General features: G+C 42.3%; 23 protein-coding genes. 8 read left to right on the plus strand and 15 right to left on the minus strand.

What is annotated here, in order from left to right; genetic code table 11:
* The first annotated feature begins 1 nt into the window (after window position 1).
* Complete coding sequence (locus P1X15_RS04805) at window positions 2-709, plus strand: NrtR DNA-binding winged helix domain-containing protein (protein WP_277337007.1); 708 nt, start codon at window positions 2-4, stop codon at window positions 707-709.
* Window positions 710-713: 4 nt separating this feature from the next.
* Here P1X15_RS04805 and P1X15_RS04810 read toward each other — a convergent pair whose 3' ends face one another.
* Both P1X15_RS04810 and P1X15_RS04815 read right to left on the minus strand, forming a co-directional pair.
* On the minus strand, window positions 714-2498 hold the full coding sequence (locus tag P1X15_RS04810; protein WP_277337008.1) for a MutS-related protein: 1785 nt from the start codon (window positions 2496-2498) through the stop codon (window positions 714-716).
* A 47-nt stretch (window positions 2499-2545) separates the two neighbouring features.
* Window positions 2546-2845 (minus strand): hypothetical protein, encoded by a 300-nt coding sequence (locus P1X15_RS04815; RefSeq protein ID WP_277337009.1) that lies wholly within the window; start codon window positions 2843-2845, stop codon window positions 2546-2548.
* A gap of 204 nt (window positions 2846-3049) precedes the next feature.
* Here P1X15_RS04815 and P1X15_RS04820 point away from each other — a divergent pair, with 204 nt between their 5' ends.
* A complete protein-coding gene (locus P1X15_RS04820) occupies window positions 3050-3565 on the plus strand; it encodes an acyl-CoA thioesterase (RefSeq protein WP_277337010.1) in 516 nt (171 codons plus the stop codon).
* A gap of 4 nt (window positions 3566-3569) precedes the next feature.
* Here the strand turns inward: P1X15_RS04820 and P1X15_RS04825 are convergent, their stop codons facing one another.
* The 5 genes from P1X15_RS04825 to tyrS form a co-directional block, all read right to left on the minus strand.
* Entirely contained in the window at window positions 3570-3863 is a 294-nt protein-coding gene (locus tag P1X15_RS04825; protein ID WP_277337011.1) for a putative quinol monooxygenase, read from the minus strand.
* 28 nt (window positions 3864-3891) lie between these two features.
* Window positions 3892-4674 carry an enoyl-CoA hydratase/isomerase family protein gene (locus P1X15_RS04830; protein ID WP_277337012.1) on the minus strand — a complete coding sequence of 261 codons (783 nt, stop codon included), beginning with the start codon at window positions 4672-4674 and terminating at the stop codon, window positions 3892-3894.
* Between the two features lie 22 nt (window positions 4675-4696).
* Complete coding sequence (locus tag P1X15_RS04835) at window positions 4697-5335, minus strand: hypothetical protein (RefSeq protein ID WP_277337013.1); 639 nt, start codon at window positions 5333-5335, stop codon at window positions 4697-4699.
* 107 nt (window positions 5336-5442) lie between these two features.
* Window positions 5443-6897, minus strand: a complete 1455-nt coding sequence (gene rpoN / locus P1X15_RS04840; protein ID WP_277337014.1) for an RNA polymerase factor sigma-54 — start codon at window positions 6895-6897, stop codon at window positions 5443-5445.
* Between the two features lie 311 nt (window positions 6898-7208).
* The gene (gene tyrS, locus P1X15_RS04845; RefSeq protein ID WP_277337015.1) at window positions 7209-8510 is read right to left on the minus strand and encodes a tyrosine--tRNA ligase; all 1302 of its coding nucleotides are present in this window, start codon (window positions 8508-8510) and stop codon (window positions 7209-7211) included.
* Window positions 8511-8723: 213 nt separating this feature from the next.
* Here tyrS and guaB point away from each other — a divergent pair, with 213 nt between their 5' ends.
* Entirely contained in the window at window positions 8724-10199 is a 1476-nt protein-coding gene (gene guaB / locus P1X15_RS04850) for an IMP dehydrogenase (protein WP_277337016.1), read from the plus strand.
* Between the two features lie 181 nt (window positions 10200-10380).
* Here the strand turns inward: guaB and P1X15_RS04855 are convergent, their stop codons facing one another.
* Window positions 10381-11235 (minus strand): AraC family transcriptional regulator, encoded by an 855-nt coding sequence (locus P1X15_RS04855; protein WP_277337017.1) that lies wholly within the window; start codon window positions 11233-11235, stop codon window positions 10381-10383.
* A gap of 109 nt (window positions 11236-11344) precedes the next feature.
* Here P1X15_RS04855 and P1X15_RS04860 point away from each other — a divergent pair, with 109 nt between their 5' ends.
* Together P1X15_RS04860 and treA are read left to right on the plus strand one after the other, a co-directional pair.
* Window positions 11345-12715 (plus strand): MFS transporter, encoded by a 1371-nt coding sequence (locus tag P1X15_RS04860; RefSeq protein WP_310586008.1) that lies wholly within the window; start codon window positions 11345-11347, stop codon window positions 12713-12715.
* Window positions 12716-12777: 62 nt separating this feature from the next.
* The gene (gene treA / locus P1X15_RS04865; protein WP_277337018.1) at window positions 12778-14310 is read left to right on the plus strand and encodes an alpha,alpha-trehalase TreA; all 1533 of its coding nucleotides are present in this window, start codon (window positions 12778-12780) and stop codon (window positions 14308-14310) included.
* A 51-nt stretch (window positions 14311-14361) separates the two neighbouring features.
* Here treA and P1X15_RS04870 read toward each other — a convergent pair whose 3' ends face one another.
* Window positions 14362-14730 (minus strand): DUF3127 domain-containing protein, encoded by a 369-nt coding sequence (locus P1X15_RS04870; RefSeq protein WP_277337019.1) that lies wholly within the window; start codon window positions 14728-14730, stop codon window positions 14362-14364.
* Window positions 14731-15078: 348 nt separating this feature from the next.
* Window positions 15079-16200: a bifunctional histidinol-phosphatase/imidazoleglycerol-phosphate dehydratase HisB gene (hisB, locus tag P1X15_RS04875; protein WP_277337020.1), complete on the minus strand. Its 1122-nt coding sequence runs from the start codon at window positions 16198-16200 to the stop codon at window positions 15079-15081.
* Window positions 16201-16292: 92 nt separating this feature from the next.
* Between hisB and P1X15_RS04880 the strand changes: the two genes are divergently transcribed.
* Window positions 16293-17633, plus strand: a complete 1341-nt coding sequence (locus P1X15_RS04880) for an amidohydrolase (protein WP_277337021.1) — start codon at window positions 16293-16295, stop codon at window positions 17631-17633.
* Window positions 17634-17722: 89 nt separating this feature from the next.
* Here the strand turns inward: P1X15_RS04880 and P1X15_RS04885 are convergent, their stop codons facing one another.
* The gene (locus P1X15_RS04885) at window positions 17723-18598 is read right to left on the minus strand and encodes a DMT family transporter (protein ID WP_277337022.1); all 876 of its coding nucleotides are present in this window, start codon (window positions 18596-18598) and stop codon (window positions 17723-17725) included.
* 140 nt (window positions 18599-18738) lie between these two features.
* Between P1X15_RS04885 and P1X15_RS04890 the strand changes: the two genes are divergently transcribed.
* Window positions 18739-19635, plus strand: a complete 897-nt coding sequence (locus tag P1X15_RS04890) for a polyphosphate kinase 2 family protein (protein ID WP_277337023.1) — start codon at window positions 18739-18741, stop codon at window positions 19633-19635.
* An 18-nt stretch (window positions 19636-19653) separates the two neighbouring features.
* Here P1X15_RS04890 and P1X15_RS04895 read toward each other — a convergent pair whose 3' ends face one another.
* From P1X15_RS04895 to P1X15_RS04905, 3 genes are read right to left on the minus strand one after another with little or no spacing between them, the layout of a single operon-like run.
* On the minus strand, window positions 19654-19875 hold the full coding sequence (locus P1X15_RS04895; RefSeq protein WP_277337024.1) for a VF530 family protein: 222 nt from the start codon (window positions 19873-19875) through the stop codon (window positions 19654-19656).
* Between the two features lie 51 nt (window positions 19876-19926).
* Window positions 19927-21036 carry a Zn-dependent alcohol dehydrogenase gene (locus P1X15_RS04900; RefSeq protein WP_277337025.1) on the minus strand — a complete coding sequence of 370 codons (1110 nt, stop codon included), beginning with the start codon at window positions 21034-21036 and terminating at the stop codon, window positions 19927-19929.
* Between the two features lie 3 nt (window positions 21037-21039).
* Window positions 21040-21816, minus strand: a complete 777-nt coding sequence (locus tag P1X15_RS04905; protein WP_277337026.1) for a hypothetical protein — start codon at window positions 21814-21816, stop codon at window positions 21040-21042.
* Window positions 21817-21961: 145 nt separating this feature from the next.
* Between P1X15_RS04905 and P1X15_RS04910 the strand changes: the two genes are divergently transcribed.
* The gene (locus P1X15_RS04910) at window positions 21962-22798 is read left to right on the plus strand and encodes a universal stress protein (protein WP_277337027.1); all 837 of its coding nucleotides are present in this window, start codon (window positions 21962-21964) and stop codon (window positions 22796-22798) included.
* 101 nt (window positions 22799-22899) lie between these two features.
* Here P1X15_RS04910 and P1X15_RS04915 read toward each other — a convergent pair whose 3' ends face one another.
* A complete protein-coding gene (locus P1X15_RS04915) occupies window positions 22900-23547 on the minus strand; it encodes a hypothetical protein (protein WP_277337028.1) in 648 nt (215 codons plus the stop codon).
* Window positions 23548-23549: the final 2 nt, after the last annotated feature.

Here is a 23549-nt window from a genome sequence, read left to right on the forward strand (position 1 = left end):
TATGCTTGATAAGGCTTCTTACAGTAAACAGCCCAAATGTCTTGTGGCTTTGGATTCCATTATTTTTGGATTTGATGGCGAGCAATTAAAAATCTTATTGGTAAAAAGAGGGCCAAACCCTACCGTACAAACATGGTCACTGATGGGTGGATGGCTCGCTCCCAACGAAAACCTAGAGCGGTCGGCTGAGCGAATTTTGTTTGAGCTAACGGGTCTCAAAAACGTATATTTAGAGCAATTGTATACCTTTGGCGATGTGGATCGGGATCCGATAGAGCGAACTGTATCGGTAGCTTATTTTGCACTGATTAATATCGAACACATCGACTCTACGCTCTCGCAAGCCTATCATGCGGAATGGTTTCCGGTAAGTAAGATGCCCAAAGAACTACTTTTTGACCACCGCCAAATGATAGATTTGGCTATCAATAAGCTACGGTATAAGGCCGCTTTGCATCCGCTTGGATTTGAGTTATTACCCGAAAAATTTACGATTCCGCAGTTACAAAAACTCTATGAAGCTATCTTTCAAACTACTTTTGATAAACGAAATTTTAGCCGAAAAATATTATCGACACGTTTGTTGGTAAAATTGAAAGAGAAACAAAAATCATCTAAAAAAGGAGCTTATTTGTACCAAGTCGATCAAGAAAAATACGAAACCTACAGTAATTCCTTCTTGAATTTTGTTTCAAATTCGGCATTTTAATTCTCTAAATTTTAATACCGATTTGTTGCATCAATGCTGTGGCATTAAATTCTTTGCAAGCGCCTTCTTGTAATTGATAGTCAAACAAAAGCTTACCGTCTTTGAAAGTAGAATAAAAACTGTGGTTGTGAACAAAAGAATGCTCATCTGCCATTTGGCTTAATTCCAAATCATGAGTAGATACAAAACCTGAGGCATTGGACTGATGAAGTTGAAGAATCAAGGCCTCGGCTCCCCGATGGCGGTCGGAAGAATTGGTCCCTTTGAGGATTTCGTCTAAAAAATAAAAAACGGGTACACTGCCCGTTTGAGTGAGTTCGAGCAGGGCTTTGAGCCTTTTGAGTTCTGCATAAAAAGAAGAAGTGTTTTCTTCCAGAGAATCTTGCGTACGCATACTCGTAAAAACCCTGACCAAAGAAGTATCTAAAGATTTTGCACATACTACCGATCCTGTAAGTGCCATCACGATATTGAGCCCTACGGTTCTGAGAAAAGTACTTTTTCCCGACATATTAGACCCCGTAATAAGATAAGTTTGGCCTACATGATTGGCTTCAAAATCATTAGAGACGCGCTTGGAAACGGATAAAAGTGGGTGCCCCAACTGGGAAGCTTTAAAATGGAAAGGGCGTGAATCAAACCTAGCAAAAGGAAGCTCAGGATTGGCATAGGCATAGCCAGCGAGACTATTGAGCGCTTCAATTTCCCCCAACACCCCTAGCCATGTCTCTAAATCCTGCTTATGTACTTTTTTCCAATCTTCTAGCTTGGTCATCCATTGTAAATCCCACAAAGTAGGTAGCCCTATAGCCAACATAAAATAGGGATTAAGCCTAAAATTGAGATTTTCAGTATATTGAGCAAGTTGTTGGATAGAGGCCGAAGCGGTTTGACTAGAAGAAGTTAGTTGTTTTTGTAATTGCTTGAGTTTATCAGCTTTGAAAGGCTGCTGTTCTATTTGGGATAAAATATGCCCGTAGGCTTTGAAAGTGTCAACGATTTGTTGGGATTGTTCGGCATAGAGTTTGACGGATGCGTTCAATCTACCCAAAATATAACCATGAAAACCAAGTACGAGGATGACTACTAGCCACGGAATCAAACCCATAAAAGCCCCGACAATTATACTTATTGAGAATACGGGAAGTATCCGCCAAGAGCGCCATCTTACAATAGATTGATTTTCGCCTGCTTGAAGCCAATTTTGTAGAAAATCTGGTGATTGAGATACTTGCTTTTCTATACGAGCAGTGGCCTCTATATTCTGCCGCCAATCGAGTAGGGGGGTAAGTTCTGTAATGGCAAGCTGACGCATCGTGATTTCGATAAGGTCAGAAGGCGCGAGTAGCCATTTGGCAAGTGTCTGCATACCAGGGTGAGTATGAGCGCGATTGAGTAATCGAAAAAGAGAGTGCTTTCCGAAAATATCTAAATCTGTACAGTAGGGATGATGAGTTGGAATAAAATTTTCGCCAGTCTCAGGGCGCAAAAACGCTAGTGAAAGGCGGGCGATTTCTTCGTGATTGATATCTGCCAATGCCCTCTGTAAATTCCTTTTGTGGCTAACTTGCTGGTGTTTTTTTAGCAAAATTCCAAAAAGCAAGATACCCACTAGCCCACATATAAGGGCTGCCAATAAATAGGATTCGTACAGTGACCAGCACAGAGATATAGTACCTATAAAAAACAGCAACCTCATCCAAGAAAGACGTTGATAAAGTTGGTGAAAGGACTGGGCGCTTTGGTGTGAGTGAGTTTGAAGTTGGGTAAAAGTATCGAAAGGTGTCACGGCTGTAATTTTTCCCCAAAGATAAGCATATTACTTACCAAAGTTGATTAGTTTAATGAAAACATGGGCAATTTGACTGCCGTGGCGGTGTTGTTAAACATCAATTCAAAGATAGTAGGATGCATAAAATCAATCAGTGGGAATTCCGAAATAATCTCCATTACATCAAATTCATTTTTGGCATTGACTACGCACCAAAGCTTAGAGCGATCGCTAGATAACGAATAGGCAGTGATTTTGCCACTTTCCATCAACTGATTGATTTTGAGACGTTGATGTGGGATTTTAGCCAAAAAATCTTCTGGCATTTCTCTTGGCAATATAAATTCGACCATGAATTGACTCATAACATATACGAAGTTATTGGGAAACTCAAATACTTTATTAACAGATGTATGATATAGTGCTTAAGTAACATACCTCTGAGTGAAATGGTTCGGTGGGTTGTGGTTTGGGACTTTAGAATTAAATTTGTGACCTCTTTCATAATACTTGTAAATGAAATTATAAGACGATCTACTTTTACAGATAAATCAACAACTAACAACTTTATGCCTCAGCCTAAGTTTGCTCGCGAGTCCCACACCATCATGACCGAAATGGTTTTACCTAATGATACCAATACGCTCAACAACCTCATGGGAGGGCGGCTGTTACATTGGATGGATATTTGCGCGGCTATTGCCGCTCAAAAACATGCTAACCGTACCGTAGTGACTGCCTCCGTAGACAACGTATCTTTTGCTGAGCCTATTAAACTAGGTAATATTGTGACTTTTGAGGCACAAGTTACACGGGCTTTCAACTCTTCGATGGAAGTACATATCAAAGTGAGCGCTCAAAATATATCGGCAGGCGAGAAGGCTGTGCATACCAATTCGGCTTTTTATACTTTTGTGGCCGTAGATCAAAGCGGAAGACCGATTGAAGTAGCTCCCGCCGTAGCCGAAACTGAAGAAGAAGAGAAGTTGTATCAGAGTGCACTACGCCGCCGGCAGTTGAGACTTGTGCTCGCTGGACGTATGAATCCAGCCGACGCTACCGAACTGAAAGCACTTTTTGGATAAAACGCTACACTATTTCGCTACTTTTAGAAGAAAAGGCAACGGGCTTATCTGCAAATAGGACTTTTGTTTTGTTCCAAGTACTTCTAAACAACTCCGAATTGCGATAATGATTAAGAGCGTCATCATCTTCCCAATGACTGTGCGTAACAAATACATTGGGAAGTGTATAATCTTGCCATAGCTCTAAATGATGACAACCTTTCATGGCCCGAATTTGGTGTTTTGATTGTTCGAAAATGACTAAAAATTCGTTTACCTTTTCGGGAATAAAAGTCATTCTTACAATCCTAATCAGCATTGTTGTAGTAATGATAAAATGAAAGCATCTATTTGCCGCGGTATTTGGCTTTTCTTTTCTGTAAAAAAGCCATAATTCCCTCGCCAGCGTCATAGGTGTGGCTCAGTTTTTCTTGCGATTCGGCTTCTAGTTCGAGCATTTCATCCAGATTAGAATAAATCGACTGATTGAGGGCTTTTTTCATGGCTCCGATTGCCTGCGTGGGAGCGTTTCGATAGTAAGTAATCACTTCACAAATTTCAATATCTAGCTCGCTAGCCTTAACTACTTTGGTGATTAAACCAAGCTGAGCAGCTTCGGTGGAGGTCACTTTACGGCCTGTAGAAGCAATTTCGAAGGCGCGCTGCATTCCTACAAGTCTTGGTAAGAAGAAGGTAGAACCGGCATCGGGCATTAATCCAATATTGATAAATATTTGACTCAAATAGGCATTTTCGGCAGCAATCACCACATCACAAGCGAGTGCTAACGAACATCCCGCACCAGCTGCCACGCCGTTGAGCCGACAAATCACTGGTTTGGGGATAGAACGAATGGCCAAAATCATAGGATTATAATATTGACGAAGCGAATCTCCCAAATTGTTATTATCACGCATACCTTCTTTGAGATCTGCTCCTGAGCAAAAGGCTTTATCGCCAGCGCCTGTTATGACCACTACTCTGATAGTGCTATCGGTTGCAGCGGCAGTGACAGCAGCTGTAATTTCCTGTAACAAACCTGTATTGAGTGCATTATAGACTTGAGGGCGATTAAGAATGATTTTTGCAACGCCGTCGTTGATTTCAAAAAGAATATGCTCGTAGTTCATCAATAGGTAAAATTTAAGTTTTTCATACAAATTGCCATACAGTAAGCAAACTTACTAAAATTCCGAGTGATAAACCCGCTATTACTTGTAAAGGTGTATGAGCGTTGAGATAAAGACGGGCGCTAATCAACAAACCCACGAGTACTGTCAGTATTACCAAAGGATACAAAAGTTGGGTTTGAGAAAACTTAACTGCTATTCCCAAAATAGCTCCAAAACAGCCTCCTATACCTACTCCATGCGCACTGATTTTCCAAGAAAGACTAATAATTCCGACCAATAGGATAGACACTGTAATACTTCCTAAAACAATTCCGATTTCGGGTGATATTTCTGAAAGAGCCCTTAATTGAACTGTAAAAAAATAAGTAGATAGCGCATATAAGAGAGCTGTCACAAAATAAGGTAGCCGCCGGTCGGCTAGGTCTTGCATGTGCAGGCTTTTGATATACTTGGCTCGATAAAGATAATAGATAGTGAGAGCAGGTAATACAAAGGTAGTAATACTCACAAATCCCAATAAAGTGACACGTACGGTCGGGCTTAGAATATCAACCCCAATCACAGAAGGCGCAAAAAAAAACAAAACGCCCAACAGCAAAGTGGGCATCAGTAACGGATGAAGGACTACCGAAAATACCTGAGCTAAACGCGTATTCAAGGGATGACTAAAACATTAAAAGTGAGTACAAACGAAAAAATCGTTACAAAAATAGAAATTCATTTGTAACGTTTCGCTATTACTTTTTTATGTCGTCGCTTTCTTTGTTAAAGTTGTTTTCTCAAACGCGCGACAGGAATGTTTAGTTGTTCGCGGTATTTGGCTACTGTACGGCGGGCAATGTTGTAGCCACGTTCGTTGAGTAGTTTTTCAAGTTTGTCGTCAGATAGAGGATTCCCTTTGGCTTCGTTGTCGATAAGCTCTTTCAAAATAGACTTTACTTCGCGGCTACTAGCATCTTCGCCATAGTCGGTTGAGATACCTTCAGAGAAGAAATATTTGAGGGGATACACCCCAAACTCAGTCTGAACAGCCTTGCTATTGGCTACCCGTGATACGGTAGAGACATCCATTTCAATCAAAGTGGCGATATCTTTCAAAATCATGGGTTTCAGGCGTGCTTCATCACCCTCCAAAAAAAAGTCGTATTGATAATTGACGATGGCATCCATCGTACGTTGAAGAGTATTTTGGCGCTGTTTGATGGCATCAATGAACCATTTTGCAGCATCTAACTTTTGTTTAACAAACGTGACCGTTTCGCGGATATGACGGTTGGATTTGTCGCTTTTGTCGTAAGTATCGAGCATTTCGGCAAAAGAACGACTGATTCGCAACTCTGGAGCATTTTTGGCATTAAGATGTACTTCTAGCTTGCCGTTGGTATTATTGACCCAAAAATCGGGCACCAAATATTGTGCCAAACCATCTTCGCCTTCTACTGAGCCAGGTTTAGGATTGAGCTTCGTGATCAGACTGATGACGCATTTCATCTGCTGATCGTTGATGCTAAGACGTTTCTGAATTTTTTCGTAGTGCTTTTTCGAAAACTCTTCAAAGAAGTCTTCTATTACTTTGATTGCGTAAGTAACATGAGAATCATTGGGGTCTTTGCGGTCCAATTGAAGCAACAAACACTCTTGCAGATTACGTGCTCCAATGCCTGGAGGGTCGAAGGTCTGGATCTTTTTTAAGACTTGCTCTACTTCTTCAACACTGCAATAAAACCCCTGTGAAAAAGCTAAATCGTGTACAATCGCTTGTAAAGAGCGACGGATGTAACCGTCGTTTTCAATACTCCCTAAAAGCTGCATTCCGATGGTGTTTTGACGTTCATTAAGCCTTAAAAAGCCAAATTGTTGTATTAGCGCATCATGAAGGGTATGCATAGTCGCGATCGGCATCTCCCTCTCTTCTTCGCCAAAAGCGCCATCACTGTGCATCTTATAGCCTGCGTATTCGTCTTGATGTAGATAATCATCTAGACTGATGTCGTCTCGATGACTATAATCATCATCATAGTCTTCGTCATTGTCGTCACTGTATTCATCTTTGCTGTTTAGCTCCTCATCCATTCCTTCTTCTAATGCTGGATTGATTTCCAGCTCTTCCTCTACACGAGTCTCCAATTCCGCAGTTGGAATTTGTAATAGCTTAATGAACTGTATTTGCTGAGGCGAAAGCTTCTGCTGTAAAGTCTGATTTAGGCTTAATTTCTGCATGATGGCTTTTGGGTTATAGAGGGTGTTCCATGCGATTGGTTTTGGTGTATTTTTATCTACAAAAATACCCTTTCTCAATAGTCGTGCCAAAAATATTGGTTCGTGCGGTTTTTATTATTTTTTTTTCTCTTTTCTACACTGATGTTTTTTAGATAATATCCTTAAAAGCAAAGTATTTGTTTGTAAATCATTGATTTTCAGTGTATTAATCAATAAATATTCTATTCTGTCTTTTAAATATTCCAAAACGACAAAATAAAAAAACGCCTATTTTTATAGGCGTTTTTGATAATTGACTAGAAAGCGATAGACTAGTAGACTAAAATCAGGTGGTTTTTTTTGCCCTTTGATATCAGTAGATATTTCCCCTGTAACAAGTCAAAATTAGGGGTTGCATTGGGATCGCTTATCTTGGTTTTATTGATACTAAGAGCATTGCCTTGGATAGCCCGTCTGGCTTCGCTTTTTGATGGATAAATCTCATGATTAGTTACTACGGACACCAAATCAGTAACTGAAGTACAGCTTTCGTAGGCATCACGAGAGATGTGGGTTTGGGCTACTCCCTCAAACACTGACTTAAAAGTATCTTCATCCATGCTTTGAAGAGTTTCGAGCGTGCCTTTGCCATACAAAATATCGGAAGCAGCCACGGCCATTTCATAAGCCTCTTGTGAATGTACACGAATTGTGACGTCTTTGGCAAGGGCTTTTTGCATGATATGTAAATGCTCCGCACCCTTGTGTTGTTCTTCTAATGCTTCTATTTCTTCACGGCTATAGAGTGTGAAAACCCGTAAAAGTCGAGGACAATCGGCATCAGTACATTTGAGCCAAAACTGATAAAATTGATACGGTGAGGTCATTTTGGGGTCGAGCCACACGTTTCCGCTTTCGCTTTTGCCAAACTTGGTCCCGTCGGCTTTGGTTACGAGGGGAGTGGTCAGGGCAAAGGCGCGGTGCTCGGCAGTTTCGTCGTTGTTGTTTTCTTTGCGACGAATCAGTTCCGTTCCCGTAGTGATGTTGCCCCATTGGTCGGAGCCTCCCATTTGGAGACGCACGTTCTTGTTTTTATATAGCCAATAAAAATCGTATCCCTGCAATAGTTGGTAGCTAAACTCAGTAAAGGAAATTCCTGTTTCTAGTCTTTTTTTAACGGAGTCTTTGGCCGACATATAATTGACGGTAATATACTTGCCTGCTTCACGCAAAAACTCCAAGAAACCGATACCTTTAAACCAGTCGTAATTGTTGACAATTTCGGCGGGGTTTTCGCTACTCTCAAAATCCAAAAACTGCTCCAATTGTTTTTTGATGCAGGATTCGTTGTAGCGAAGCGTTTCTTCCGAAAGAAAAGACCTCTCAGCTGCTTTGCCAGAAGGGTCGCCTACCATACCAGTAGCACCGCCCACAAGCGCAATAGGCTTATGGCCGCACAACTGAAAATGCTTGAGCAGCATAACCGTGGCCAAATTGCCAATGTGCAACGACGACGCAGTAGGGTCAAATCCAATATAAGCAGTAGTAATACCTTTTTGGAGTTGCTCTTCTGTACCGGGCATCATGTCTTGCAGCATCCCGCGCCAACGTAATTCTTCGATGAAATTTTTCACTTGACTATAATAATTGAGTTGTAGTGGTTTGTAAGCAGTGTTTGGATGTAAAAAAACTGCTTTTTGTTCCCTTTTTCTAAAAAGTCCACAAAGGTACGGGAAAAAAGAGGGAAACGAAACCAAGATTATTTTTCCGTTAAAAACCAACAAGATTTTAACATCACAAAAATTTACTGTAATTTTACGCGGCAAATAACGAATCGTTCATTTGCTATGTTCTCAGACACATCCAAATTCCTCTACGAGGCTCTCACTTACGACGACGTACTGCTCGTCCCCGCTTATTCTGAAGTTTTACCGCGTGATACCAACACGCAAGCACAGCTTACACGCAACATCCGTTTGAACGTTCCATTGGTGTCGGCCGCCATGGATACCGTTACTGAGTACGAACTCGCCATCGCTATGGCACAAGAAGGGGGAATTGGGATGATTCACAAAAACATGAGTGTGGAGGAGCAAGCCGCTCAGGTTCGAAAAGTGAAACGTTCGCAAAGTGGAATGATAGTGGATCCCATTACACTCAACGAAGAGGCTACACTCCGTGATGCTCACCGTATCATGTCGGAGTTTAAAATTGGCGGCATTCCGGTGGTAGATTCCCATAGCAAGCTGATTGGAATTGTGACCAACCGTGATTTGCGTTTTCAGAAAGATTTGACAAAAGGGGTAGTCGAAATTATGACAAAAGACAACCTCATCGTAGGACCAGAGGGCATTGACTTGGAAGAGGCCGAAAGCATCTTACAAGAATATAAAATTGAAAAACTTCCTATTGTAGATCGTGGCGGTAAATTGGTAGGTTTGATTACTTATCGCGATATTATCAAGCGGAAAGATCGCCCCAATGCTTGCAAAGATTCGATTGGACGTCTAAGAGTGGGTGCAGCAGTGGGTGTTACACCAGATCTCATTCGTCGAGTAGAAGCTCTTCTCAAAGCGGGTGTAGATGTCGTAAGCATCGATACTGCGCATGGCCACTCACGTGGAGTAATAGATGCCCTCAAAGGTGTAAAGAATCAGTTTCCGCAATTGGATGTCATCGTGGGTAACATCGCTACGGGTGAGGCCGCCAAAGCCTTGGTAGACGCCGGTGCCGATGCCGTAAAAGTAGGGGTAGGCCCAGGTAGTATCTGTACGACTCGTATCATTGCGGGGATTGGAATGCCACAGCTTTCGGCAGTGTATGAATCGGCCAAAGCTATAGAAGGTAGCGGAGTACCCGTCATTGCAGATGGGGGTATTCGCTACTCTGGTGATGTTGTGAAGGCGATTGCGGGCGGGGGAAGCACCGTTATGATTGGCTCGCTTTTAGCTGGTACCGACGAAGCCCCTGGTGAAGAGATCCTATACGAAGGACGCCGTTTCAAATCCTATCGTGGTATGGGTTCGGTAGAGGCGATGGAAGATGGTTCCAAAGACCGCTATTTCCAAGATGCCGAAGATGATATCAAAAAGCTTGTACCTGAAGGAATCGTAGGGCGCGTGCCTTACAAAGGCAAAGTAGCCGAAGTGCTTTATCAGTTGGTAGGAGGACTCAAGGCGGGCATGGGTTACTGTGGTGCTCCTGATATTGAGCAGTTACAGAAAGCGCAGTTTGTCAGAATCAGCGCTGCGGGGATGCGCGAGAGCCACCCTCACGATATTCAGATTGCGAAAGAAGCCCCTAACTATACTACTAAAAGATAGGAGTTTTGTGACTACTTAGCCTTAGGCAATAAGCTTTAAGCAGTAGGTATTTTTGGTAAGGTTGTTAGGCAATCACAGATAAGGATTAACTGCCCGGCTGCCTCGTTGTGTTTTACACCCAATAATAAGCTTATGGCATACAGCCTACGGGGTCGCCCGCGCGGAGCTTATTGCTTAAGTATTAATTTATTCTCAAAGCCTTTCGGAACACCGAAGGGCTTTGTTGTTTATGGGATTTGAAAACCCGATTAAAATAAGCCACATTGCCAAAACCGCATTCGTAGGCAATATCGGTAATGCTGCGATTGCTAGCTAGTAGCCGCGTGGCTTGGTTGACACGGTACTGATTTACAAATTCCGTAAAAGTCAGGTTCATCATTTTTTTGAAATAATGACAAAAAGAAGGAACCGTAAGGTGCGAAAGCGAAGCTATTTCTTGGATGTCAATAGGTTTTTGGTAATTTTCTTGAACATATTTCAAAACCCGATTAAGACGTACTTCGTCGCGTTGGCTTACTTCTAGTTTGAGTCCTTCGGCATTGAGAAAGTAGCATTCGGACGTATTGGCCAATACATGTAGGATATTGACAAGCTCCATAAAACGCTCAAAAGGAGGTAACTCTAGCAGTTTTTTGAGTCTTTTTTTGATTTGTACTTTGGTATCTCCATAAAAACAAATGCCTTGGTGTGACCGCTCAAAAAGGCGTTTGATAGCACTCATTTCGGTCATTTCCAAAAAATCATTCCCCCAAAAGTTCTCCTTGAGCTGCACCACAATTTCTTCATGGGGACCAACGGCCTCTTGTCCAAAACCAGAGTGGGGGACGTTGGGACCGATAAAAACCAAATCACCGTCTTCGTAGTAGCTCAAATGCGTCCCCACGTGCCGCCGCCCCGAGCCCTGATATACACACACAATCTCGTATTCGGGATGATAGTGAAATTGCCACCGGAAAAGTTCGGGCAATACGATGTTGTGTAAAATGCGAAAAGAGCTCCCTTCATCGGGACGAATGACTTCAAATTCGGTTTTCATCGCCTGTGTTAAGATGATTAACCCAAAAATAGGGATAAAAATCTTAATACAGGATAAAAATTGAGCAATAGGAGTTTATTTTTTTCTTGAGAAAAATTTGAACTTTGCCATGAATACTTTAAAAATTGGCTTTATCTCACAACCTATGATGTTTAAGGAGCGGGTGTTATCCCGCTTCATTTTTTTAGTTTTTTATTCCTCCCTTATCTATATTTTTAATGTTATGCTATCTTATTGGAAAGTAAAGCTTTCGATATTTCTCAATTATTTCGTTTTTGCGATTTTGCTCAATAGCGTCGGTACGGTGATTTTGCAAGTCCAACATACCTACAACGTATCAGAGACTTCGGCCTCGGTATTAGAGGCTTTCAAAGATTTGAGTATTGCGGCGGTATCGTTTTTGGTAGCTTCCTATATTCATCGCCTTGGTTACAAAAATGCCATGCTGATTGCATTGGGATTCAATGCCTTGGTGTGTCTGTTGATGCCCACGATTCATTCTTTTGGTATGACCAAAGTGCTATTTGCAGTGGCAGGAGCGGGATTTGCTTTGATCAAAGTCTCGGTATACGGGACGATTGGTCTTGTAACTGCCGACAAGAAAGAACACATCAGCCTCATGAATTTCATTGAGTCTTTCTTTATGATTGGCATTTTGGCAGGTTATTTTATTTTTAGTGGTTTTATTGATGAGAGCTCGCCTACTGCTTGGCTCAATGTATATTATATCCTAGGTGCGATATCACTTATTGCCTTTACCCTACTTCTTACTACTTCTTTTGATGAATCTTCGCTCCAAACCGAAGAGAGCAAGCCCTTCCTGGATGACTTTGTGGAAATGTTTCGGTTGGTGGTGTTACCGCTAGTACTGGTATTTGTAATATGTGCATTTACCTATGTTTTGATTGAGCAAAGTATCATGAGCTGGTTGCCTACCTTCAACAACAAAGTACTGCATTTACCGGCTGCATTGAGCATTCAGATGGCGAGTCTATTGGCGATTGCGACGGCAGTGGGGCGGTTTTTGGCGGGGGTTCTTCTCAAAAAACTCAATTGGTTAATTGTATTAGTGGGTTGTTTGATAGTGTCGGGGGGGCTGGTATTGGTAGCTCTTCCTTTGGCCCAAAACATCGATACAAGTCAGGTGACAGGCTGGGGAAATGCACCTTTAGCCGCTTTTATTTTTCCCATAATTGGTCTTTTTTTAGCTCCTATCTATCCTGCTATCAACTCGCTGATTCTTAGCTCACTTCCTGTACGACAACACGGACTCATGTCGGGCTTGATTGTGATTTTTTCGGCTTTGGGTGGAACCACCGGCTCGCTGATTACAGGCTATATTTTTGAACATTATGGAGGGCAAACAGCTTTTTATTTTTCACTTGTTCCGATTGGTCTTTTGATAGTTGCGCTCTATTTTTTTAGCCGATTGCAAGGAAAAAATACTACCGTTCAGATTGATTCAATGGGCGGGCATTAATTTGATTTTTATAGCTATTCTTCAGTTTTCTAAACTAATTATCGTATCTAAAATTTACTCCCATGACTTTGTTAGAAGCACGTAACTCCGGTTTTATGCTCATGGAAGATTTTCAGTGTTTGTATGAAGAAATCCAACAAAGTGGGATATTCTCTGATTCAAAGACTTTTACAGATGCCATCGCTAAGGGCACTATTGCAGAGATTTTGGAAGCCTATCATCGGCAAAAACAAGAACCAGATTTTGATTTAAAATCTTTTGTAGAAATGTTTTTTGTAATACCAATAGCACAACCTGCTGATTATCAAAGCGACCCATCAAAACCCCTGCGCTTACATTTGGAGGACTTATGGCTTATCTTGACACGTTCCCCCGCCAAAGCCCAAGGAACATTGATTGAGCTTCCTTACGATTATGTGGTACCAGGGGGAAGGTTTAGAGAAATTTATTATTGGGATTCGTACTTTACTATGCTGGGATTGGAGGTGTCGGGGCAGTATGCGCTCATCGAAAGCATGGTCAATAACTTTGCACATCTGATTGATACCATTGGTTTTATCCCCAATGGCAATCGTACTTATTATCTTGGGCGTTCGCAACCTCCCTTTTTTGCCCTTATGGTGCAGCTTTTGGCAACTCACCAAGGGGAAGAGGTGTGGCAGCAATACTTACCCCAACTGGAAAAAGAGTATGGCTTTTGGATGAAAGGACGAGAAAAACTTTCGTTACAAGATGATCATCAACGTGCCCAAGCCCGGACCGTAATGCTTCCTGACGGAAGCGTACTCAATCGCTATTGGGATGATGTGCCTCTTCCTCGGCCCGAAGCTTACAAAGAAGATGTAGCGTTGGCACAACAAATCAAAGACCAAAAGCCTGAAGATGTATATCGACATGTGCGGGCAGCAGCAGAGTCGGGCTGGGATTTTAGCAGTAGGTGGTTTAAAGATGGTCAAAATATGACGACTATTCATACGACCGATATTATTCCGGTAGACTTGAATTGTTTGCTTTTTTATCTCGAAAAATGTCTTCAAAGGGCCTATAAAAACAATGGAAATCACTTTTTGGAGGCTATTTATCAACAAAAAGCGACTCAAAGGCAAGGTGCTATCGAGAAATATTGTTGGAATGTTTCAGAGGGGTTTTATTCTGATTATGATTGGAAGATGCAGGTTATTGTCCCAAATCATACATTAGCAGGAGTGTTTCCACTATTTTTTGGAATTGCCTCGCAAGCCCAAGCGACTCAAGTAGCCGAAGTATTAGAAAAGAAATTTTTAAGAGAGGGAGGACTACTAACTACTTTACAAACCACTCATCAACAATGGGATGCACCCAACGGCTGGGCACCACTTCAATGGATAGCTTATAGAGGGCTTAAAAATTATGGTTTTGAAACACTTGCCAAAGAAATAAAACGACGCTGGACCCAAAACAACGAGATGTACTATGCCAAAGCAGGCAAGATGATGGAGAAGTACAACGTGGAAGGGCAAGAAGAATCAGCGCAAGGAGGAGAGTATCCTAATCAAGACGGTTTTGGATGGACCAATGGGGTTTATTTAAAAATGATAACCGACGATGATTTATAAAACCAAAAGCGAATGAGCGAATTCGCTTTTGGTTTCCGCCATTTCATATCTTTAAAAAGGCAAGCTATCTTCGTCGTCACTTTTAAAAGTGGTGGGTAGTTCGGTAGTGGGGCGTGAGGAGGTAGAAGCCGTAGGCATTGCCTCAACAGAAGATGCACTAAGGGACTCAATTTTCCACGCTTTTACGTCGGTATACCAGCGACCGTTGTATTCACGGCTTTCGATGTCAAAAGATACATTGACGTCATTGCCAATCTGTAGCGCACTTTCATTGATTTTGTCTCCCCAAGCAGAGATACACACTTTTTTGGGATATTGCCCTTCGGTTTCGATGACAAAATCCTGTTTTTTCCATGCGCCGTTTTTGCCTTCTCCTGTCTGTAAGGCCAATAGCTGAATCACTCTTCCTTTGATGTCCATAATATGATAGATGCTCGAAATTCGATTGCGATTTTGGTGATAGTATATAAAAAAAGCGAGCTATCAGTATTATCTACCAGCTCGCCTTCTTATGGATTGAATACTGGGCTTAGTCTTTGAAGAATTTTTTGTAGTTACGCTCTTGACTTTCTAAGAGGCTTCCTACCCAAAATGCTAGTCCAAGCAATGTAGCGTAAAATATAAGAGTACCAATAGTTCTTAAGTCCATTATATTGATTTTGATTTTGTGAAACCTTTTACAAACTGTACAAAAGTAATAAGGGGAGGAGGTTAGATACAAGTTTAATCCTTGTTTTTTTAAGAATTTCTCTGCTGATTCTTATCAATCTAAAGCACTCCTTTGGTAGAGGGCAAAACATCCAGTGCCTTGAGGTCGCGTTTTACTGCCATTTTTATGGCTTTAGCCCAACCCTTGAAAATCGCCTCAATTTTGTGGTGTTCATTGCTGCCTTCACATTTGATGTTGAGGTTGCATTGAGCGGTATCAGAAAAAGATTTGAAAAAATGATAAAACATTTCGGTAGGCATTTCTCCGATTTTTTCGCGTTTGAAATCCGCATCCCATACTAACCAAGGGCGTCCTGAGAAATCAATAGCGACTTGTGCGAGAGCTTCGTCCATTGGAAGCAAAAAACCATACCTACTGATGCCGCGCTTATCGCCCAAAGCTTTACGATAAGCTTCTCCTAGCGCTAGGGCGGTATCTTCGATAGTATGGTGCTCGTCGATGTGTAGGTCACCTACCACTGATATTTTCAAATCAGCACCTGAATGTTTGGCCAATTGGTCGAGCATATGGTCGAAAAAACCAAGCCCAGTTTGCATTTCTGATTTTCCGCTACCGTCTAAATTAAGTTCTATCTTGATTTGGGTTTCTTTGGTATTTCGCTCTACTGATGCAGTACGGGCTGGTAAGCGCAAGTGTTCATAAATTTCATCCCAATTGTTGCTAACAAGCGTAATGGCTTTTTTGAGTTCGGGAGTAAGGTTGTCGGGCCATTCGGGGGCAATAAAAATGGCTTTCGCGCCGAGATTGACGGCAAGCTGAACGTCGGTAAGGCGATCGCCTATTACGTAGCTATTGGCCAAATCATAATCTTCACTGAAATACTCTGTCAATAAGGCTATACCGGGTTTGCGGGTAGGGGCATTTTCGTGAGGAAAGCTACGGTCGATATGAATATTTTGAAATACCACACCTTCTCCTTCAAGGGTCTGGAGCATTTTGTTTTGGGCTGGCCAAAAAGTATCCTCAGGAAAAGAATCAGTACCTAGCCCGTCTTGGTTGGTCACCATCACAAAACCATAGTCGGTGTCTTCGGCAAGGCGCCGTAAATTAGAAATCGCTTTGGGTAAAAAAGCCAGTTTTTCTAGTGAATCTACTTGAAAATCAACGGGAGGCTCGACGATAATGGTCCCGTCGCGGTCTATGAAAAGAAGTTTTTGCATTACTTACTTAGTTTAAACTGCGAATATCGAACTTAGCAGCTCGTTTTTTTATAAATTGCTTGAAAATTTTCTTGATCCAAACTAAAAACTTGATGAAAAAAACACTCCTTTTTAGCGCTTTACTGGCGACAGCACTAGGGCAAGCTCATGCCCAAAGTGGCCTCAAGCCAGTCATAAACCAAGCCGCCGATGCAATCGAAAGCAAAGTAATTGCGTGGCGGCGCGATTTGCATGAGCATCCCGAGCTAGGGAATCAAGAATTCAGAACAGCGGGTATTGTGGCTGAGCATCTGAAAAAATTAGGCTATGAAGTGCAAGAAAAGATAGCCGTAACGGGCGTAGTGGGTGTCTTAAAAGGAGGAAAGCCTGGCCCTGTGGTGGCCTTACGTGCCGATATGGATGGGCTTCCAGTGACTGAGCGTGTGGATGTTCCTTTTAAATCTAAAGTAACTACTGAATTTAATAATCAAAAAACGGGTGTTATGCACGCTTGTGGTCATGATAGCCACGTGGCGATTTTGATGGGGGTGGCAGAAGTATTGGCTTCGGTGAAAAAAGACCTCGCGGGTACGGTAAAGCTGATTTTCCAACCTGCTGAAGAAGGCGTATATACGGGAGGGACTTTCGGTGCCAATCGTATGGTAGAAGAGGGGGTTTTGGAGAATCCCAAAGTAGATGCCATTTTTGGTTTACATATCAATTCTCAAACCGAGGTAGGTACTATTCGTTATCGGCCAGGCGCGACAATGGCAGCAGTAGACCAATTGACTATCAAGCTCAAAGGCAAACAAACCCACGGTGCCAATCCTTGGTCGGGCGTAGATCCCATTGTGACGGCTTCGCAAATTGTGATGGGACTACAAACGATAGTAAGTCGGAATGTCAATATTACCGAAAATCCTGCCGTGGTAACAGTAGGTGCTATTCATGGCGGTATTCGTTACAATATCATTCCAGAATCATTGGAAATGATTGGCACTATCAGGACTTTTGGTGATGAGCAGCAAGCGTTGGTACATCGTCGTATCAAAGAGATATCTAACCATATCGCCGAAAGCGCGGGTGCCAAGGCCGACGTAGAGATAGGAATAGGGTATCCTGCCACGGTCAATGACCCCGCTCTGACCGATAAGATGATTCCGACTTTAGAAGCGCTTGCGGGCAAAGACAAAGTACTCATTACCCCTGTAGCGACGGGAGCCGAAGATTTTAGTTACTTCCAGAAAAAAATCCCGGGTTTCTTCTTCTTTTTAGGAGGGATGGCCAAAGGCAAAAGCCCATACGATGTAGCACCTCATCATACTCCCGATTTTTATATTGATGAGAGTGGATTTACTTTAGGGGTGAAGTCTCTAAGTCATTTGGTGGTAGATTATATGGCTATGAATGCCCCACAGGTAAGCTCTCCTAAAACCAAAAAAACAGCTAAGTAATTTTACTATAGCGCTACAATCATACAAAATCGGCTCGCATATCTTGCGAGCCGATTTTGTATGATTGTAATTTGCCCTAAAATGTAGATTTATTTTTTAGCGGTCAGCCATACGCCTAGCATCACCAAACCACCGCCTATAATGGTACTCCATGTAAGTTTTTCGCCTAACAAACTTACCGCTATCAAGGCTGCAAAAACGGGCGTAAGATTGCCTACCACAGCGGCTTTGGTAGCTCCTATTTGTTGTACTGCTTCATAGTACCAGATAAAACCCAGTGCAGTGGCAGTAGTGGCCATGTACAATACCGATGCCAAAGACTGCCAACTACTGTGGGTGATTTGGGAAATAAGATCGTGTTGTAAGGCGGGGCCTAGCAATAGTAGCGCTCCTAAAGTGGCCGAATAAGCACTCAAAGTCAGAGCAGGCATTTGGCGCAAAGTGATTTTTCCTACCAGCGTGTACACGGTCCAACTTATGACACATCCCATGATAAGCAGCTCTCCTAGTCCCCAAGTATTGTCAGAAAATAAAGCCATAAAATCGCCACGCGTAAGCACCACTATGGCGCCCACAATAGATAAAACAATGCCCATCCATTTGATAAACGATACCTGCTCTTTTAAAAATAGCCAACTTCCGAGTGTCACACTGACGGGTACAAAAGCAATCACTAATGAAGCCCGAACGGTACTCATGTATTGCATTCCTGAAAAGAAAAATACATTGTAGAGAAATACCCCGGTAAAAGCGGCGACCAATACCAAACCCCATTGACTTTTGGTAAGGGCGGGAAATTTGCCGTTGGTACGATACAAAAATGCCATCAATAATAAAGAAGCTAAAACAAAGCGCAAGCAAGAAATCGAATAAGGACCTAATGATTGGAGGGCGATTTTGCCAGCGGCAAAGTTGGTACCCCAAAAAAACACTGTGGCAATGAGCTTTAAGTAAGTGAGGCGCATAAAAAATAAAGAGAGGATACGTATGAGTAAAAAAGAATTATCGCTAAAAGTTCAGCAAAAGCCAATCTAAGTGTAATATTTCTATTTTTGATTTTCGTAAATGAATTGTAGCCTTTAGGTGAATAAAAAATAAACAAATCATGACAAAAAAAATCAATATCAACGACTTTCGTTTCGACGGAAATCAAAAGTTTAGTATCAAAAAAGTAGCTTCCAAAATCGATGATTTATATGGAGATAAGGCTGATTATGAGGCTAAATTGAAAGATTTTCGTACTACGATGGACGAGCTCCAAAGTCGCATGTATGCCCATAGCCGATATGGATTGTTGGTGATTTTTCAGGCGATGGATGCCGCTGGTAAAGACGGGACTATCAAGCACGTACTATCGGGAGTAAATCCGATTGGCGTAAAGATTCAATCTTTTAAACGGCCTTCAGAACTTGAGCTTGACCATGATTTTTTGTGGCGTCATCTGGTACATTTGCCTGAGAGAGGCAATATCACCATATTCAATAGGAGTCATTATGAAGAAGTATTGGTGGTAAAAGTTCATCCCGAAATTTTGTTGAAATCCCAAAAACTTCCGATAGAGCTTACCAAAGATTTGGATAAAGTATGGAAGCATCGCTACGATGATATTGCTCATTTTGAGAAGTACCTTTACCGCAATGGAATTCGTACGGTGAAGATTTTTTTGAATATCTCACAAAAAGAGCAAGGCGAAAGACTGATTGAGCGCATTGCAGACCCTTCTAAAAATTGGAAGTTTGAAGAGGGGGATGTCAAAGAAAGGGGATTTTGGCAGCAATACATGGAAGCTTACGAAGAAGCTATCAATGCCACTGCTACCGAAAAAGCCCCTTGGTATGTGGTACCCGCCGATGATAAGAAAAATATGAGATTGCTAGTAGGACAAATTTTGATTTCGGAACTTCAAAAATTGGATATGTCGTATCCCGAAACTACCCCCGAACGCCAAGTCGCACTTCAAAAATTGATGGCTACGATTGAGGAGCAAGACAAAGATTTGTGAGCGAATGGATGTATTTCTTTAATCATTCAAACTCATAAGATAAAGTTGCTCTACTTTTTCGCGAGCCCAAGGGGTTTTACGCAAGAACTTCAAACTTGATTTGATGCTTGGATCATACTGAAAGCAGCGGATATTGACATATTCGCTCATCACTTCCCAACCGTAGTGAGCTACAAGGTGGTTGAGCATCATTTCGAGGGTGACACCGTGGAGGGGATTATTGGCTTGGGGATTGTTCATACTGCAAATATACGCAAGTCGGTATTGAATGAGTGTATTTGAAAATTTTTATCAAAATACAACGACCCCTTTGGCGTTGCGTCCAGCGTGCATATCCGCAAAAGCCGTGGCAAGCTCCTCAAGAGGATAAGTTTTTGTGATCATTTTATCTAATATCAAATCACCCTTGGCATAAAGCTCCTGTAAAATCGGGAAATCGATTTGAGGGCGGGCTTTGCCATAGAGTGGATTGATGTAGATTTTGTCCCATTCAAAAAGATTCATGTCTATTTTGATTTCTTGTTCGATTCCACTGACTTGGCAAGCCACTCCCGCATTACGAATCATGGCTAGAGGTGCAGCGCCTAGCTCAGGAATAGCGGTACACTCAAAAGCATAGTCTGCCCCTCTTCCCGAAGTCAGGGTTTTGACTTGCTCCGCTGCTTTTAGTAATCCTTCATCATTTTTATCGGCCAAAATCGTGTCGGTAGCACCGTATTCTTTGGCCATTTCGAGGCGTAGTGGATTGATATCAACAGCGATGATTTTGGCAGCTCCGGCGATGCGAGCACCTTGAATCACATTCAAACCTACCCCGCCTGTGCCAAGTACTACTACGGAGCTACCAGTTTTTACTTTGGCGGCATTGACCACCGACCCATAACCCGTCATAACGCCGCAGCCCACAATCGCCGCTGATGGAAAAGGCATATCGACATTGATTTTGACACAAGCCGCTTCCCGGACCAAGGTGTATTCGGACATGGTGCCGAGGCTAAAAGCGCGTTCAATAGGTTGGCCGTTGAGCCGCGTTGAAGTCAGCGTGGCATGGCCTCCTGAGGCTTTGTTGCCTGCGGTGACAGGAGAATTGACTTCACAAATATGTTGATTTCCTTCTTGGCATTGAAAGCATTTATGGCAAGGAATAGCCCAATTGAGCATGACCGCATCCCCTACTTGCACTTGGGTAACTTGCGGCCCCACCTGCGTCACGATACCTGCTCCTTCATGGCCCATTACGATGGGCTTGCCCCACGATTGTGAATCCCAATCAGTGTGGCAAATGCCCGCCGCTTTGATTTGGACAATTACCTCATCGCCTTGAGGAGCATCTAGGTGTAAGGTCTGGATTGAGAAACCGCCCTGACCGTTGGCGATAGCGGCTTTGGATGTTAGAAACATCGATTATTTGGCTTGGGGGTATTTGGATAAATCAGGACGGGCAAAATCGGTAAAAATACTATCAGGAAGTTTGTCAAAAACCACAATATCGGTCAAGTCACGGTCGCCGCGCTCCCCAGAAAGATAGATTTTGCCGTGTTTTTTGTAGTCCGTCCAAGGGCGAATGAAATTAGGCTTTTCGGCATCATATTTGGCAAAATACGCCCATTGCCATACCATTGGGTTTGTTTTCTTTACCCATACCTTGTATTTATTGTCGGGGGTATTGCCTACGCCTTTGAAAGTAAGTTGAAGAAGGTCAGCTTCTACACCGTCTTGGGTTTTGTCTTCTCCTAGATACTTGAGTGTCACGCCCGAATCCTTGAGTTTGAAAGGCATCACTAGCCAATAGCTATCATTGATCCAAGCACCTTTGCCACTACGTACGTATTTGGCGATAGAATCGGGGGCTGTTTGTTCTTGGCCATACTTAAAAACCCGCCCTTTGTCGGTGTTGATATTGAGAAGGAGAGTTTGGTCATTGTTGACATTGTCGATTCGTACATTGCCGGTCCATTTGTCCCAGATAAGCTTACGATTACCGAAAAAATTCCAAGCGATGTAGCGGGTTTTGTCCCAGTTTTTGCGTCCGCCCATGTTTTCCATGACTTGGTCGGCAATTTGAATCGCTTTGGCATCAGACCCCGCTTCATCAAAACCAGATGCTGGTGGATTTTTTTGTGAAAAACAGGTTATACCTGCCATAAAACATAGAAGGAAAAAGACAGAACGTGAGGTCATTGGTATAGTTTTTTATGGAAAATTAACTTTTAACGCAAAGTTTACATACGTGATTGACATTTATCACCAAGTTTACTGATTTTTATCATATCATTTCATCTTTTATCTATACAATTTTATGGCATCCAACCAACCTCAAAAAACAATGAGAACGATTTTGGTTCCGACCGATTTCTCTGAAAATTCGCAAAAGGCCTTGGAATTAGCCCAAGAAATAGCCGAACGTTATGACGCAGGACTCTTTTTGGTACATGCGTATCACCCCCCGGTGGTAGATCCTAATCTTCCTGCGGATGCATTGATGGTATTGACCGAGCAGACTGAGAAAATTGAAAGTGAAAAACTAGAATCGTGGGCGCAAGAATGCCGGGCCAATGGCTACGCTTGCAAAAGTAAATTGGTGTTTGGGAGTGCGGTAGAGGTGGTTTTGGACGAAATCAAAGCCGAAAAACCGCTTTTGGTTGTAATGGGGCGTACTGGCAAAGGCGGCTGGCTCGACAAAATCATGGGAAGTGTCGCGTCGGCAGTGGCCTCTAAGGCAACTTGTCCGGTGCTGGTATTGCCGCCACAAACTCAGACGATTACTATTAAAAAAATAGTATATGCCACCGAGCTTGAAAGACCTGAAGAAAATGCCCTAGGGTTTGCTTTCAACCTTGCCGAACATTTCAAGGCGGAGCTTGATTTGGTAAAAGTAAATGCCCCTTTTGAGGTCAATGTGTTTGACGATGAGCAGTTTGTGAATGACATTAAAGGCGTATTTGGGGATAAAAAATACACGCTTCATACCATCGATGATGAGTCGGTAGTAGGAGGGTTGCAGAAATATGCGGATGAAAATCAGGCGGATTTGATTGTGATGTCTACACGCAAACGCGATTGGCTATCAAGTATTATCAATCCGAGTGTGTCTAAAAAAATGGTATTGGCGACGCACATCCCCGTATTAATTTGTCATTTAGAAGAAGCTGTGCTAGCATAGCTTATTTATAAAAATCTTGCGAGAATGGGTTGTTTAGAGTACACCTGAGTCTGGTTAGGCTCAGGTGTCTTTGTTTTTGGACTTTATTCTTTCAATCCAAATCAGATAGAGATTTTGAGAAGAGCGTTTTTTTGAGGCGTATTTACGTTGTTAGCCGCAAGCTTAATCATGGGTATTTCTTCTTCTCTTTTGTGAGCGTAGATTTTTGAGATATGGTTGATTTGGATTTTTGACAAGTCTGTTTGAGTGATGCGCTCTCCATCCACAAAAATGTCAATATCGTTTTTGAATTCTTCGTACAGCGCAAGACGATTGTCGGAGCTAATGTAAAGCATCGTATGTCTTTTTTGATTGTCACTCGCTTCCTTCAGTTGTACTTGATTCCCTGTCCAAGTATATGCCCATTTTTTTTCAACCTCCCAACTTTTTGTAAAGCTTAGTAGTTTGCCTTGGTGGTATTCTTCTACGATAACGGTATCGCCTTTATGGAATGTCTTTGTTTCATAAACATTGTTATCTACTTCTAAATTTTTTTGTTCCCCAAATTCTTGTTGCGTATCTGTGATAGATTCAGAGTGGATGCTAGGCTGGCACATCATTGTTGAAAATGCCACAAACCCAAAAATGAAATATCTCCAAGCATTACAAGAAGAAGGGCGGCGATTCATCATCTGAACTCTTCTTTTGAGCATTGATTGGTTGAAATGATTCGTAAAAGTAAAGTATTCGGGATTGGTGAGAGGTTTCATGG

This window comes from Runella sp. MFBS21, assembly GCF_029433105.1.
Taxonomy (GTDB): Bacteria; Bacteroidota; Bacteroidia; order Cytophagales; family Spirosomataceae; genus Runella.

Coding starts and splice junctions, on each gene's coding strand:
- P1X15_RS04805 (WP_277337007.1), top strand. CDS start 2: ATGCTTGATAAGGCTTCTTACAGTAAACAGCCCAAATGTCTTGTGGCT.
- P1X15_RS04815 (WP_277337009.1), bottom strand. CDS start 2,845: ATGAGTCAATTCATGGTCGAATTTATATTGCCAAGAGAAATGCCAGAA.
- P1X15_RS04820 (WP_277337010.1), top strand. CDS start 3,050: ATGCCTCAGCCTAAGTTTGCTCGCGAGTCCCACACCATCATGACCGAA.
- P1X15_RS04825 (WP_277337011.1), bottom strand. CDS start 3,863: ATGCTGATTAGGATTGTAAGAATGACTTTTATTCCCGAAAAGGTAAAC.
- P1X15_RS04830 (WP_277337012.1), bottom strand. CDS start 4,674: ATGAACTACGAGCATATTCTTTTTGAAATCAACGACGGCGTTGCAAAA.
- rpoN (WP_277337014.1), bottom strand. CDS start 6,897: ATGCAGAAATTAAGCCTAAATCAGACTTTACAGCAGAAGCTTTCGCCT.
- guaB (WP_277337016.1), top strand. CDS start 8,724: ATGTTCTCAGACACATCCAAATTCCTCTACGAGGCTCTCACTTACGAC.
- P1X15_RS04855 (WP_277337017.1), bottom strand. CDS start 11,235: ATGAAAACCGAATTTGAAGTCATTCGTCCCGATGAAGGGAGCTCTTTT.
- P1X15_RS04860 (WP_310586008.1), top strand. CDS start 11,345: ATGAATACTTTAAAAATTGGCTTTATCTCACAACCTATGATGTTTAAG.
- treA (WP_277337018.1), top strand. CDS start 12,778: ATGACTTTGTTAGAAGCACGTAACTCCGGTTTTATGCTCATGGAAGAT.
- P1X15_RS04870 (WP_277337019.1), bottom strand. CDS start 14,730: ATGGACATCAAAGGAAGAGTGATTCAGCTATTGGCCTTACAGACAGGA.
- hisB (WP_277337020.1), bottom strand. CDS start 16,200: ATGCAAAAACTTCTTTTCATAGACCGCGACGGGACCATTATCGTCGAG.
- P1X15_RS04880 (WP_277337021.1), top strand. CDS start 16,293: ATGAAAAAAACACTCCTTTTTAGCGCTTTACTGGCGACAGCACTAGGG.
- P1X15_RS04885 (WP_277337022.1), bottom strand. CDS start 18,598: ATGCGCCTCACTTACTTAAAGCTCATTGCCACAGTGTTTTTTTGGGGT.
- P1X15_RS04890 (WP_277337023.1), top strand. CDS start 18,739: ATGACAAAAAAAATCAATATCAACGACTTTCGTTTCGACGGAAATCAA.
- P1X15_RS04895 (WP_277337024.1), bottom strand. CDS start 19,875: ATGAACAATCCCCAAGCCAATAATCCCCTCCACGGTGTCACCCTCGAA.
- P1X15_RS04900 (WP_277337025.1), bottom strand. CDS start 21,036: ATGTTTCTAACATCCAAAGCCGCTATCGCCAACGGTCAGGGCGGTTTC.
- P1X15_RS04905 (WP_277337026.1), bottom strand. CDS start 21,816: ATGACCTCACGTTCTGTCTTTTTCCTTCTATGTTTTATGGCAGGTATA.
- P1X15_RS04910 (WP_277337027.1), top strand. CDS start 21,962: ATGAGAACGATTTTGGTTCCGACCGATTTCTCTGAAAATTCGCAAAAG.
- P1X15_RS04915 (WP_277337028.1), bottom strand. CDS start 23,547: ATGAAACCTCTCACCAATCCCGAATACTTTACTTTTACGAATCATTTC.